10 protein-coding genes are annotated in these 13,701 nt (G+C 71.4%); 1 reads left to right on the top strand and 9 read right to left on the bottom strand.

The genetic code is table 11. The features are described 5' to 3' along the window. Window positions 1-115: 115 nt before the first annotated feature. From JS521_RS01575 to JS521_RS01545, 7 genes are all read right to left on the bottom strand, one after another. Complete coding sequence (locus JS521_RS01575; protein WP_205080894.1) at window positions 116-484, bottom strand: DUF6463 family protein; 369 nt, start codon at window positions 482-484, stop codon at window positions 116-118. A 71-nt stretch (window positions 485-555) separates the two neighbouring features. Next, complete coding sequence (locus tag JS521_RS01570; RefSeq protein WP_205080893.1) at window positions 556-2,142, bottom strand: APC family permease; 1,587 nt, start codon at window positions 2,140-2,142, stop codon at window positions 556-558. 238 nt (window positions 2,143-2,380) lie between these two features. After that, window positions 2,381-3,844, bottom strand: a complete 1,464-nt coding sequence (locus JS521_RS01565; protein ID WP_205080892.1) for an aldehyde dehydrogenase family protein — start codon at window positions 3,842-3,844, stop codon at window positions 2,381-2,383. Beyond that, window positions 3,841-5,580, bottom strand: coding sequence for an N-acyl-D-amino-acid deacylase family protein (locus tag JS521_RS01560; protein ID WP_205080891.1), 1,740 nt, complete (start codon window positions 5,578-5,580; stop codon window positions 3,841-3,843). Before JS521_RS01560 ends, JS521_RS01565 begins: the two co-directional genes overlap by 4 nt. Before the next feature lie 269 nt (window positions 5,581-5,849). Beyond that, entirely contained in the window at window positions 5,850-6,974 is a 1,125-nt protein-coding gene (locus tag JS521_RS01555; protein WP_205080890.1) for an LLM class flavin-dependent oxidoreductase, read from the bottom strand. Window positions 6,975-7,116: 142 nt separating this feature from the next. After that, window positions 7,117-7,902: an SDR family NAD(P)-dependent oxidoreductase gene (locus JS521_RS01550; RefSeq protein WP_205080889.1), complete on the bottom strand. Its 786-nt coding sequence runs from the start codon at window positions 7,900-7,902 to the stop codon at window positions 7,117-7,119. An 11-nt stretch (window positions 7,903-7,913) separates the two neighbouring features. Beyond that, window positions 7,914-8,858 (bottom strand): LLM class F420-dependent oxidoreductase, encoded by a 945-nt coding sequence (locus JS521_RS01545; protein ID WP_205080888.1) that lies wholly within the window; start codon window positions 8,856-8,858, stop codon window positions 7,914-7,916. Between the two features lie 410 nt (window positions 8,859-9,268). On the opposite strand from JS521_RS01545, the gene JS521_RS01540 reads away from it, so the two are divergent. Continuing rightward, on the top strand, window positions 9,269-10,795 hold the full coding sequence (locus tag JS521_RS01540) for a pectate lyase family protein (protein ID WP_205080887.1): 1,527 nt from the start codon (window positions 9,269-9,271) through the stop codon (window positions 10,793-10,795). Window positions 10,796-11,250: 455 nt separating this feature from the next. On the opposite strand, the gene JS521_RS01535 is transcribed toward JS521_RS01540, so the two are convergent. Together JS521_RS01535 and JS521_RS01530 are read right to left on the bottom strand one after the other, a co-directional pair. After that, entirely contained in the window at window positions 11,251-12,591 is a 1,341-nt protein-coding gene (locus JS521_RS01535; RefSeq protein ID WP_205080886.1) for a pectate lyase family protein, read from the bottom strand. Window positions 12,592-12,686: 95 nt separating this feature from the next. Next, entirely contained in the window at window positions 12,687-13,526 is an 840-nt protein-coding gene (locus JS521_RS01530) for a rhamnogalacturonan acetylesterase (protein ID WP_205080885.1), read from the bottom strand. Window positions 13,527-13,701: the final 175 nt, after the last annotated feature.

The raw sequence follows: 13,701 nt of genomic DNA, 5'->3' as shown, positions 1-13,701 counted from the left end.
CCCGTCTTGTCGGGGCCCCGCCCACGGGGCCGGTTCTTTGCGGGGTCTTTGCGGTGGCCGGCCCCGGGTTTGCCCCCCGTCCGGGGCCCGGGCCCCCCCGGGGGGGGGGGGGCGCTCACCTGCCCGTGGACCGCAGCGTCCTGCGCAGCAGCACCCCGCCGATCCCCACCAGGCTCGGGAAGCCGCTCTTCGGCATGGCGACCGTGCCCACCACGCCCACGGCGGCCAGGGCGACGCCCGCGGCGCGCTGGGCCGGCAGGTCCCCGTTCTCCTCCGCCGAATGCAGCAGACGGCCGCCCAGCCACAGGGTGGGGGCGGCGGCCATGAACCAGAAGGCGGCGGCCCGGTCGCCCCGGTCGGGCACGGAGCCGACGACGGGCCCGCGGCCGATGTCGGCGAACACATCGCGGTAGATCACCGCGCCGATGGCGCCGTGAGCGATTCCGACCACCTGGAGCAGACGTCCCGCCGAAGCTCGTGTCATGGCCTCATCGTACGAGCGGATCCCGTCCGCGACCGAAGCCCAGCCCCGCCCGGCCCCGCCGCGCCGCGCCCTCAGTCCTGGACCACCAGTGCCGGGGTCTCCTTCGTCAGCACCTCGCCCCGGAAGAACGCCGGGCTGCGGCGCTCCATCGCGACCATCAGGACCACGCCGAGGAGCAGCAGCCCCACCCCGATGACGAAGACCGAGCCGACTCCGAACACCGAGGAGCCGGAACCGTACGCCGGATCCCACATGTCGTAGAGGGTCTTGGCGAAGACGGCGGCGAGCAGGATCCCGCCGAGCAGCGGGAAGAGGCCCTTGAAGACCAGGTCTCGGGCGGAGCGGGTCAGTTCGGCCCGGAAGTACCAGGCACAGGCGAAGGCGGTCAGCGCGTAGTAGAAGCAGATCATGAGGCCGAGCGCGTAGATGGTGTCGACCAGGACGTGCTCGCTGACCAGGGTCATCACGGTGTAGAAGACGCCGGTGCCGATGCCCGCCGTGACCGTCGCCCGGCCGGGCGTCTTGAAGCGGGGGTGGACCTTGGCGTACGAGGCCGGCATCGCCTCGTACGCGGACATCGCGAGCACCGTGCGGGCGACCGGGATGAACGTGGTCTGGAGGCTGGCGGCGGCCGAGGCGAGGACCGCGAGGAAGAGCAGGACGCCGAGGCCGGGGCCCATCACGGGTCCGGCGAGGGCGGCGAAGACGTTGTCGGAGGTGTCCGGGTTGGCGAGGCCGAGGCCGGAGGTGCCGGAGCCGACGGCCATCTGCGCGGCGACGCCGGTGGCCAGGTAGGAGCCGACCAGGACGACCATCGCGATGAGGGCAGCGCGGCCGGGGGTCTTCTCGCTGCCGGTGGTCTCCTCGTTGGCGGTCAGACAGGCGTCCCAGCCCCAGAACATGAAGATGGAGAGGGACAGGCCCGCGGTGAAGGCGGCGAAGGACTGGACGGCGAAGGGGTTCAGCCAGGACCACGAGAAGTCGAGCGAGGACGCGAAGTCCGGGCCGCCGCTGCCGGCCTTGCCGAGCGCCATCGCCACGAACAGGGCGAGGACGACCAACTGGAGCCCGACCAGGGCGTACTGGATGCCCTTGGTGGCGGTCATGCCCCGGTAGCTGATCGCAGTAGCAACAGCGATGAGGGCGAGGCAGGTGAGGATGTGGACGGGCTTGCTGTCGTCCAGGGCGGCAACCGAGGCGCTGCCGGTGATCTCGCCCGCCAGCAGCCAGAAGTACGAGGTGGCGACGCCGGCCAGGTTGGACAGCACGATGATCGTCGCGATGACGAGGCCCCAGCCGCACATCCAGCCGACGCGCGGGCCGAACGCCTTCACCGTCCAGGTGAAGGAGGTGCCGCAGTCCGGCATCGCCTTGTTCAGCTCGCGGTAGGCGAAGGCCACGAGCAGCATCGGCAGGAACCCGGCCAGGAAGACGGCCGGCATCTGCACGCCGACCTCTCCGGCGGTGGAGCCGAGGGTGGACGTCAGGCAGTAGACGGGGGCGACGGTGGAGACGCCGATGACGGCGCTGCCCATGAGGCCGACGGAGTTCCCGCCGAGCCCTTTGCCCCGTACGCCGCCGCTGCCCGTGCCACCGTCGGCCGGGGCGCTTCCCCGTACCGTGTCTCCGGCCTGTGGCCGCGCGTCCAGCTGAGTCATGAGAAGGACGCTATGCGCTGCGATATCCACATCCGGAGCGTGAGACTCCCGCGTCTCACCCTTGGATACGGCAGCCAACTCCGCCGGAACGCCTCATTAATGCAAGGTCACATTCACGTGAAGCCTTGCAATGCATGGCGCTTGGCCGAGCGCGACGACGTACGGTAACCGTAGCGCTGTCCGTTTTGGGTGGGTTCAAAATTTTCCCGCGCCGCTCCGCGCCCGCTCCTGTGAGGGTTCAGCCGGGCCAGACGATCGCCTGTGTCTCGCTGTAGGCGTGCAGGGCGTACGAGCCCACGTCCCGCCCCACCCCGCTCTTCTTGAACCCGCCGAACGGGGCCTCCATGTTCCGCCCGACCGTGTTCACGCCGACCCCGCCCGCACGCAGCCGGCGGGCCACGCGGAAGGCGCGGGCGACATCGCCGGACCAGACGTAGTCGATGAGGCCGTAGTCGCTGTCGTTGGCCAGCGCGACACCCTCCTCCTCGTCGTCGAAGGGGACGACCACGACGACCGGCCCGAAGATCTCCTCGCGGACGACCCGCATGTCGGGGGTGCAGTCGGCGAGGAGGGTGGGGGTGACGTAGAAGCCCCGGTCCAGGTGGCCGGGGCGGGCGCCGCCCGTGACGACCCGCGCGCCTTCCTTCCGGCCCAGCTCCACGTACGCCTCGACGCGGTCGCGGTGGGCGGCGGAGATGACCGGGCCGACCACGGTGGCCCGGTCGGCCGGATCGCCCACGGTGAGCGCGTTCGCGTACGCGGCGAGCGCGCCGATCAGCTCGTCGTGCCGGGACCGGTGGACCAGGACGCGGGTCGGAGCCGTACAGATCTGTCCGCTGTAGAAGGAGAAGGTGGTCCCGATCCCCGCGACGGCGGAGCCCACGTCCGCGTCCTCCAGGACCAGGGCGGCCCCCTTCCCGCCCAGCTCCATCAGCTGCCGCTTCATCCCGCGCCCGCACACCTCCGCGATGCGCTGCCCGACCGCGGTGGACCCGGTGAAGCTGACCATGTCGACGTCCGGGGAGTCCACGGCGGCCTCACCGGCTTCCGCGCCCGACCCGGTGACGACGTTGACGACCCCCGGCGGAACGCCCGCCTCCGCGAGGGCGGCCGCCATCCGGTAAACGGAGAGCGGGTCCTGCGGGGCGGGCTTCACGACGACCGTGTTGCCCATCGCGAGCGCGGGGGCGACCTTGCCCACCGGGTTGGCCCAGGGGTTGTTGTACGAGGTGATGCAGGTGACCACGCCGACCGGCTGGCGGACCGCCAGCGCCCCGAAGACCCCGGCCCGCCCCATCGGCCCGGCCTCGTTGACCTGCGGCGCGATGGCCTCCTCGACCGGCTCCAGCGCGCCGCGCGCGTACCGCCGGAACCGGGCGATGCCCACCCCCACCTGCATCCCCCGGGCGGTGGAGGCGGTGGCTCCGCTCTCCCGCCGGGCGATCTCGGCATGGGCGAGGAAGTCGCGCTGGACGATGTCGGCGGCCCGGTCCAGGATCGCGGCGCGCTCCTCGGGCCGGGTGCGCGACCACGGGCCGAAGGCTTCGCGAGCCGCTGCGGCCGCCTCGTACACCTGGTCACGGCTCGCCTCGGGGGCGAGGCCGACGACCTCCTCGGTGGCGGGGTCGATCACCTCGTAGTGGCCGTGGGCGGGCTCGACCCACTCCCCGCCGATGAACAACCGCTCAGGGGGGTGGCTCACGCCGTACTCACCGTCCGGGTGTCGCGGCCCGAGCGCAGCACCGTCCCCGGCACCGCGCCCGTGACCTTGTCGTCGCGCAGGGTCTCGACGCCGTTGACGCGTACGGAGACGATCCCGATGGCCTTGGAGTCCAGGCGCGGGCTGTCCCCGGGCAGGTCGTGGACGAGGGTGGCGGGTCCGGCGTCGATCCGCTCGGGGTCGAAGAGGACGAGGTCGGCGTGGAAGCCCTCCTCGATGCGGCCGCGTTCGCGCAGCCCGAAGAGGCGGGCGGGGTCGTCGGTGAGCATCTTGACGGCGGTGGTCAGCGGGACGAGCTTGCGCCCGCGCAGACAGTCGCCGAGGAAGCGGGTGGTGTACGGGGCCCCGCACATCCGGTCCAGGTGCGCGCCCGCGTCGGAGCCGCCGAGCATGACGTCCTCGTGCTCCCAGGTGCGTTGCCGCAGGGCCCAGGAGTCGGGGTCGTTGTCGGTGGGCATCGGCCACAGCACCGTACGCAGGTCATCGGCGGCGCAGATCTCGACCAGGCAGTGGAAGGCGTCCTGGCCGCGCTCGGCCGCGATGTCGTCGACGACGCGCCCGCTGAGCCCTTCGTTGGCTGCGCTGTAGGTGTCCCCGATGACGTACCGCCCGAAGTCGGCGAGCCGCCGGAAGACCCCGGCCTCCTTGCTGTCGGCGCGGCGCAGCATCTCGGCGCGGATGGCGGGATCCCGGAGCCGTTCGATGCGCTCGGGGACGGGGAGGGCGAGGATCTCGCCCCAGCCGGGGATGAGGTTGAGGGCGCAGAACGTGCCGAGCGACATGTTCATGGGCGTGAGGATCGGCATGGTGAGGGCGACGATCCGGCCACCGGCCCGGCGGGCCCGCTCACTCGGGATCAACTGGCGCGGTACGCGTTCGGGGACGGCGGCGTCGATGGTGAGGACGTTCCAGTTGAGCGGGCGGCCGGCGGCGGCCGTCATGTCGACGAAGAGGTCGATCTCCTCGTCGGAGAACTGGTCCAGGCACCCCGCGACGATCGCCTCCAGTTGCGTTCCCTCGTGCTCGCCCACCGCCCGGGAGAGGGCGAGGAGTTCCTCGGGGCGGGCGTGCCGGGAGGCGACGGGTTCGCCGTCGCCGTCGGAGTGGGTGGAGGACTGGGTGGTGGAGAGGCCCCAGGCCCCGGCGTCCATCGCGTCGTGGAAGAGGGCGAGCATGGCGTCCATCTGCGCGGGTGTCGGCTGCCCGCCGACCGCGTCCGGGCCCATCACGTGCCGCCGCAGGGCGCAGTGCCCGACCATGAACCCGGCGTTGACGGCGATGCGGCCGTCGAGGGCGTCGAGGTACTCGCGGAAGCTGGACCAGCTCCAGTCGACGCCCTCCTCCAGGGCGGCGAGGGCCATCCCCTCCACCCGGGACATCATCCGGCGGGTGTAGTCGGCGTCCTCGGGCCGGTCGGGGTGGAGGGGTGCGAGGGTGAACCCGCAGTTGCCGCCCGCGACGGTGGTGACGCCGTGGTTCATGGAAGGGGTGGCGTAGGGATCCCAGAAGAGCTGGGCGTCGTAGTGGGTGTGCGGGTCGACGAACCCGGGGGCGAGGACGAGTCCGTCGGCGTCCTCGCTGGTGACGGCCTCTTCGGTGACGGTCCCCGGCTCGGCGACGACGGCGATCCGCCCGTCGCGGATGCCGACGTCGGCGGTGTGGGCGGGCCCGCCGGTGCCGTCCACGACGGTGGCGCGGCGGATGAGGTGGTCGAGCATGACGGTTCCCTTCTGGGGGTTTCTTCTTCGGCTCGGTCGGGACAGCCGGGGTACGCACGCTTGGGCCGCGGTACGTACCCCGGCTCACAGGGCGACGGTCCGGGAAGACGCCGCCCAGTTCACCGGCGGGGGCTCCGCCCCCACACCCCCGCTCCTCAATCGCCGGAGGGGCTTGAGGTGGGGGCCCACTTCCAGCCCCGCCGGCGTTTGAGGCGGATCTTTCAGCCCCTCCGGCGATTGAGGAGCGGGGTCCGGGGCAGCACCCCGAATCAGTTGGCGGCCGCCCGGAACCGCGAGGTCCGATGCACGGGATCCGTGTCGATCTGCGGAATCACATGCTCCCCGATCAACCGGATCGTGTTCATCGTGTCCTCCGGACTGATCCCGATCGGCAGCCCGAAGCTCAACTGATCCGCCCCCGCCCGATCCCACCGCCGGCACTGCTTCAGCACCTCATCGGGATCCCCGCAGATCATCAGCTCCTCAGCGATGAGCAGCTCCACGATCTCCTCGGTGTACTCGGGCAGCAGCTCCGGCCACTCCGGAATCCCCTCCGGCCGGGGAAACGTGTCGTGGTAGCGGAACAGCAGCGACTGGAGGTAGTTCAGCCCTCCGCCCACCGCGATCTCCACCGCCTTGGCGTGCGTCTCGGCGCAGATGGCCGTGGACGTCACCATCACGTTGTCGTTGACGAACGCCCCCACCGGCTCCGCGTCCTTGACCGCGTTCTTGTAGGACTCGACGACCCACTCCATGTCGGAGACCTTCTGCACGCTGAAGCCCAGCACCCCGAGCCCCTTCTTGCCCGCCATCGCGTACGAGGACGGCGACCCGGCCGCGTACCACATGGCCGGGTGGGCACCCCCGTACGGCTTCGGCAGGATCTTGCGCGGCGGCAGGGACCAGTGCTTGCCCTGGAAGCCGACGTACTCGTCCTGGAGCCACATCTTGGGGAACTCGGCGATCGTCTCCTCCCACAGCTCCTTCGTGTGGTTCATGTCGGTGATGCCCGGCATGAACCCGAGGATCTCGTGGCTGCCCGCGCCCCGCCCGGTCCCGAACTCGAAGCGCCCTTCGGAGAGATGGTCGAGCATGGCGACCTTCTCGGCGACCTTCACCGGGTGGTTGACGGGCGCGAGCGGGTTGAAGATGCCGGAGCCGAGGTGGATGCGCTCGGTGGCGTGCGCGAGGTAGCCGAGGTAGACGTCGTTGGCGGAGAGGTGCGAGTACTCCTCCAGGAAGTGGTGCTCGGAGGCCCAGGCGTACTTGAAGCCGGACTTGTCCGCCTGGATGACGTACTCGGTCTCCTCGATCAGCGCCTTGTGCTCTGCCTCGGGGTCCACCTGGGCACGCGCGGCGGGCACGTACCCCTGAACAAAGAGCCCGAATTCCACGGAGGTTCACCGTCCTCAAGTTTTCCTGACGACTTATCTGACGATCCGTCAGATTGCGATGCGACCGACTGTTCCACCGCCGCCGCAACGCGTCAATACCTGACGCCCAGTCAGGCACTGCGCTTCGGACAGACACTCCGCCTCAGAAGGGACTGACCCCCGCCAGCCACCCCCCGTCCACGACGAACGGCTGCCCGGTGACGTACGAGGAGTCCGGCCCGGTCAGGAACAGCACCAGCGCGGCGACCTCCTCGGGCCGCCCGATCCGGCCCATCGGGAGGAGCTTGCGGTAGTACGCGTCCAGGGCGGCGCTGGACGTCGTGAGGTCGGCGTCCGCGTCCAGCAGGGCCGGGTTGCTCATGGCGGTGTCGACGGCCCCGGGGCAGACGGCGTTGACGCGGATGCCCTTCCCCGCCAGCTCCATGGCGGCGACCCTGGTGAGGCCCAGCACGGCGTGCTTGGTCGCGGCGTACGCGCCGACCAGCGGCATGCCGGTCAGCCCGGTGTACGAGGACGTGTTGACGATCGTCCCGCCGCCCGCGGCCTCGATCTCGGGCGCGACGGCGCGTATCCCGAGGAACGCGCCGGTCATGTTGACCCGCACCACCTGCTCGAACTCGGCCAGCGGGGTGTTGACCAGTTCGTTGAAGCGCAGGATGCCGGCGTTGTTGACGAGCCCGTCGATCGAGCCGAAGGCGTCCTTGGCCACGGCGACGGCGGCGGCCCAGTCCTGCTCGTCGCCGACGTCCAGCCGCACGAACCGAGCGACGTCCGCCCCCAACTCCTCCGCCAGCGCCTCCCCTTGCTCGACCAGCACATCGGCGACGACGACCCGCGCACCCTCCTCGACGAAGAGCCGCGCCTCCTGCTCGCCCTGCCCGCGCGCCGCCCCGGTGACGAGGACGACCCGCCCGTCCAGCTTGCCCATGTCCGTCTCCTTCACGTACCGAGGTGCGGGGCCACGTCCGCACCGAACGCCGCCATCTGATCCGTCAGTTCGTCCACGCTCCGGCTCCGGAAGCGCACCTGGATCTGGTGCACGCCGATGGCCGCGTACTCCCGCAGCGACTCGGCCAGCTCCTCCGGCTTCCCACTGAGCGTCCGCCGCCCCACGGACCACCCGGGCTCACCGACGTACAGCGGCTCGGTGATCGCGCCGACGACGATCGGCTCCGCGACGCCCGCCTCCTCCCGCAGGGCGTGCAGCCGCGCGATCTGCGCGGGCAGCCGGTCCCGGGGGTCGCCCTGCGGCAGCCACCCGTCGCCCCGTACGGCGGCCCGGCGCACGGCGGCGGGCGAGGAGCCGCCCACCCAGAGGGGCACCCGCTCCTGGGCGGGCCGGGGCAGCTGCCCGAGCCCGCCGAACGAGAACCGCTCCCCCGCGAACTCCGGGTACTCCTCGGGTCCGAGCGCGGCCCGCAGCGCGTCGATCGACTCGTCCAGCACACCCCCGCGCCCGTCGAAGTCCGCCCCGACCGCCTCGAACTCCTCCCGCACGTGCCCGGCCCCGACCCCGAGGATCAGCCGGCCACCGCTGAGGTGGTCGAGGGTGGCGTACTGCTTGGCGGTGATCAGCGGATGCCGCAGCCCGACGACGGCGACATGGCTCATGAGCAGCACGCGCTCGGTGACCCCGGCGAGGAAGGAGAGCGTGGCGACGGGGTCGTACCAGACGGTGCTCATGCCCTCCGCGAGCCGTCGCGGGATGGCGACGTGATCGCAACCCGCGACGTAGGCGAAGCCCCCACGGTCGGCTGCCCGGGCGACCCGGACGAGATCGGCGGGGGTGGCCGCCGCCTCCCAGGGTTCCGCGTAGATGACGCTCTGCGACTGGACCGGCAACTGCATCCCGTACGACAGCGGCCCATCGGGCGATATCGGCACGGCGGCCTCCTTCCCCTCCGGCCCGGGACGGTCCCGCCCCGGGCGACGGCCGCCATCGTCATACCTGACGGGCCATCAGACAAGAGGGGAGTGCGCCCGCGAATACGCCGGGCAGGCGCCACCACATCGCCGACCTCGCCGGCCAATTTTCCCCGACACCCTCTCTCACCAGGCATTTTCGCGATCGCCAAGGCAGCGTACGGCGGGAGAACGCAACCGCCGCACGCCCCTTGCCCAAGCCGTGAACCCCCCTCTATGTTCGCTGGACAGGAACGGAGAAAGCGCTTTCTAAACGACCGCGGAGAACCTCCTGAAGAAGGGATCGCCAGGGCGGGCACGGAGGCGCAAACATTGACATGCACCTGACATAGAAGGCATCACGGATCACCCGCGAAATCAGGGAGACGAACATGAGACAACCCTTCACCCGACGGCTGCAGGCGGCGCTGGCCATCCTGGCTCTCGCGGCTGCGGCCGGCGGTGTCGTCCTCACCGCGCCCGAGGCATCGGCGGCGGCCGGCGGCGCCACGGGCTACGCCACCCAGAACGGCGGAACCACCGGCGGCGCCGGCGGGCAGACGGTGCGGGCCACTACCGGCACCGCGATCCACGCGGCCCTGTGCGGCCGCGCCGCCGACAGCACACCGATCGTCATTGAGGTCGAAGGCACCATCAACCACGGCAACACAAGCAAGGTGTCCGGCAGCAGCTGCAACACGGCCGACGGCGTGATCGAGCTGAAGCAGATCAGCAACGTCACGATCGTGGGCGTCGGCGGCGGAGCCGTCTTCGACCAGATCGGCATCCACATTCGCGAGTCCAGCAACATCGTCATCCAGAACGTGACCGTGCGGAACGTCAAGAAGTCGGGATCCCCGACCTCCAACGGCGGTGACGCCATCGGCATGGAATCGGGTGTCCGCAACGTCTGGGTCGACCACACGACGCTGGAGGCGTCGGGCGGCGAGTCCGAGGGGTACGACGGCCTCTTCGACATGAAGTCCGACACCCGGTACGTGACCCTGTCCTACAGCGTCCTGCGCAATTCGGGCCGAGGCGGCCTGGTGGGGTCCAGCGAGAGCGACGTCTCCAACGGGTTCGTCACGTACCACCACAACCTGTTCGAGAACATCGACTCCCGCGCACCCCTGCTGCGGGGCGGTGTCGGCCACATGTTCAACAACCACTACGTGCGGATCAACTCGTCCGGCATCAACTCCCGCGCCGGGGCCCGCGCCAAGGTGGAGAACAACTACTTCGAGGACTCCAAGGACGTCCTGGGCACCTTCTACACCGACGCCGCCGGGTACTGGCAGGCCGACGGCAACACGCTGGACAACGTGACCTGGTCGAGCCCCGGTGAGGACAACAACCCGGCCGGGCCGGACATGAAGTCCACCACCACCGTCAGCATCCCCTACGCCTACACCGCCGACGCGGCCGGCTGCGTACCGGACGTCGTGAGCCGTACGGCGGGCGCCGACAAGGGCCTGAAGGTCTCGGACGGGAACTGTGCGACCCAGCCGCCGACCGAGCCCACTCCCGGCCCCACCGACCCCACGCCGCCCGGCGGGACCAACCTCAGCATCGGCGCCGGGTCCGACGGATCGAGCAAGGCCTCCGGCACCAGCTTCGGCCATCTGCGGGACGGTGACCTCACCACCTACTGGTCGCCCGCCGGTTCGACCGGTCACGCCTCGGTCAAGTGGGACTCCGCCACCGCCGTGTCCTCGGTCGTCATCCGGGAGGCGGCGGGATCCGAGGGCTCCATCGGGGCCTGGCGGCTTCTCGACGCCGATGCCGGAACCGTCCTGGCCTCCGGCGACGGAGCAGGGACCATCTCCTTCCCCCGCACGACTCTGCGCAAGATCACTTTCGAGATCGTCGGCTCGACCGGCAGCCCGAAGATCGCCGAGTACGAGACGTACGCCGGCTGACGGGTGGCGCCGCCCGGAGAACGGCCGCGCGACGGCCGGCTCCGGCGGCCTGACCACCGCGCGCCGGCGAGGGCCCGCACTCCCTGCTCTACGGGGGGTGCGGGCCCTTCCCGGTGCGGAACGCACTGCGGTGGCGCGCCGGATCATCCGAGTCGCCACCGCCTGGGCGCCGGTGCACTCGGGGCCGTCGGAGCGCAGCCAGTCATCGGCGTAGGTCAGGGGGCCGACGGCGGGCCGGGCGAGGACGGCCGGTGCGTCGAGGGCGGGCGTGGCGCCCACGTCGGCGATCAGCGACAGGGCTGTGCGTCGAGTGGGCATGGCGGTACTCCTGCGAACGGACGGCTACGGGTGACAGGCGGCGGGCGAGGGGCTGACGGCGAAGGGCCGGAGCGGCGCTCTCCGGGGTGGAAAGCGTGCGGTGCCGCTCCGGCCGGTTCTTCGGGGTCACGCGCCGTTCAGCCGCGGCCGGACACCCTGCCCGCCCCGGCCTTGAGGCCGACCAGCACGGGGACGGCCCAGGGGTGATGGACCGTCGTGCGCAGTCCGGGGGTCCAGCCCGCGCCCTCGGCGAGCTGCTCGCCGGGAACTCCGGCGTTGTGCACGGCGATCAGATCGGTCCTGCGCCCGTTGACGTAGTTGTTCTCCGCGGTGAGCGGGGCCTCCGACCACTTCTTCAGGACGGTGGCCCGGTCCACGTCGCCGGCGAGGGTGAACGCGTTGTGCTCGGCGACCAGGCGGGACTCGGCGCCGATGCCGTAGGTGTAGCCGTAGGAGCTGCCGCGCGTGGCGACGAAGTGGTTGTTGTACGAGTCGACCTGGCCGAAGCGGACGCGGGGAGCACGCTCCTTGACGTCCTTGAACAGGTTGTGGTGGAGCGTCACGCGGAGCCTGCCGCGGTCGGTCGCGCCGGCGCCGTCGCTGTTGCCGATGAGCATCGTCTTGTCGTGGTCCTTCAGGACGTTCCACGACACGGTGACCAGGTCGGCGCCGCGCACGATGTCGAAGAGGCCGTCGTGCTGCTGGTACACCTGGCCGAAGTAGCGCGGCTGTCCGGCGTCGGGGCGGTCACCGTCGCTGAAGGTGTTGTGGTCGACCCAGACGTGCCGGGAGCCGTACACGACGAGGTTGTCGTACTCCGAGTTCCAGGCGCCCTCGCTGCCGTCCGTGGGATCCCACTGGGGGAAGCAGTCGTAGGTGTCCTCGAACGAGATGTTGCGGACGATGACGTTGGAGACGTCCCGGACCTGGAGACTGGCACCGATGATCTCGGGGTTCGCACCCACCCCGATCAGGGTGGTGTTGGACGGGATCCGGACGTTCACCGCGGCCTGCTGGAGCTTCGCCGAGGCCGCGCGGGCGTCCTCCAGCGGGCCCTCGGGAACCCGGTCCCTGCCCCACACCTCCGGGCCGTAGGCGGCGAGGTACTTCTCCAGGGTGTAGCCGTCGGTCTCGTACTGCTCGCAGCCGATCGGGGTGCCGGCGGCATCGGAGTTGCCGTGGATCGTGCCGGCGACTCTGACGATCTTCGGCGCGTCGCCCGCCTCCTCGAAGGCGGCGACGAGCTCGGCCCGGTCGGTCACCGTGTAGACGTGCTCGGGTGCGGCGTCCGCGCCCCCGGTGGTGGAGCCTTCCGCGGCGGCCCAGCCGTCGCCGGCGGGCAGTACGGCGCGCTCGATCCCGGTGCCGTGGGAGCCCGGCCGGGGGGCGGCCTGGGCGGGGACGCTCAGCGCGAGGGCCAGCGAGGCGCAGCCCAGGGCGACGGCGACCGCCCGGGTGTGACGCGTGTGTGCGGGCATGGCGAAACCTTCTCTGTAGTCGGAGGAAGCGGAGAAGAAGGGAGAGGTGAGAGGAGGGATGAAGAAGGAGGAGGCGCGGTGTGGTCAGGTGCCGGTCAGGCCGGTGAGGCAGGTCCGTCCCAGGTGATCCACTCGCCCGGGATCCGGTCGTCGAGGCGGCGGAGGTCACGGGCCGCGAGTACGCCTTCGTCCAGCAGGGCGCGTGCCGTCATCCGGGCCGCTTCGACCGCGCCCGGCGGCCTGAAGTGCGTGTTGTCCTGCGCGCCGTCCGGGTGGCCCGGCCACTCGCCGGGCTTCAGCCACAGGAAGAGCGGCAGGGTGCCGTCCGGCCCCAGCTGCTGCCAGCGGGCGAGGGAGAGCGCCTGGATGTCGAGCAGGGGGACGCCCTCCTCGGCCGCCAGGGAGCGCATCGCGGCGGGGTACTCGCCGTGGGTGGGCCTGGCGGTGCCGTCCGGGCCGAACCGGCGCCGCTCGACGGAGGTGAGGAGCACGGGCCGGGCCCGTCGTGCGCGGGCTCCCCGGACGTACTCGCGCAGGTACTCCCGGTAGGTGGTGGAGGGGTCGGTGCCGCGGGCCGGGTCCTCGGTCTTCTCGTCGTTGTGCCCGAACTGGATCAGGAGCAGATCCCCGGGGCGGACGCCGCCCAGCAGTGCGGCGAGGCGGCCCTCGTCGATGAAGCTCTTGGAACTGCGGCCGTTCACAGCGTGGTTGGCGACCCGGAGGTGGCGGGCGAGGAAGAAGGGGAGGGCCATACCCCATCCGGTCTCGGGCGCGGCGTCGGCGGATTTCACGGCGGCCGTGGAGTCACCGGCGATGTGCAGCGTACGGGGGCGGGGGCCGCCCGCTCCGCCGCCGTGGGCGAAGGCCGGGGTGGCGGCGAGGGCGAGGGGGAGGGTGAGCAGGGCGGTGGCCGTCTGTCTGCGGGTGAGTGACACGAGGTGCTGCCTCTCTCGAAGGGCGTGCTCGCGTGCCGGGGTGAGGGGAGAGCGGCGGCCCGGGGGGGGCCCCCCCCCCCCCCCGGGCCGGGGGCGGGGGGGGGGGGGGCGGGGGCGCCCGCCAGTGCCACCGACCGGCCCCACCTGGTTTGGGGGGGGAGGCACACCCCCCACA

This window comes from Streptomyces durocortorensis (assembly GCF_016901035.1).
Lineage (GTDB): Bacteria > Actinomycetota > Actinomycetes > Streptomycetales > Streptomycetaceae > Streptomyces > Streptomyces durocortorensis.
Note: the sequence above shows the minus strand (reverse complement) of the source record. Positions and strands in the feature narration are given on the sequence as shown.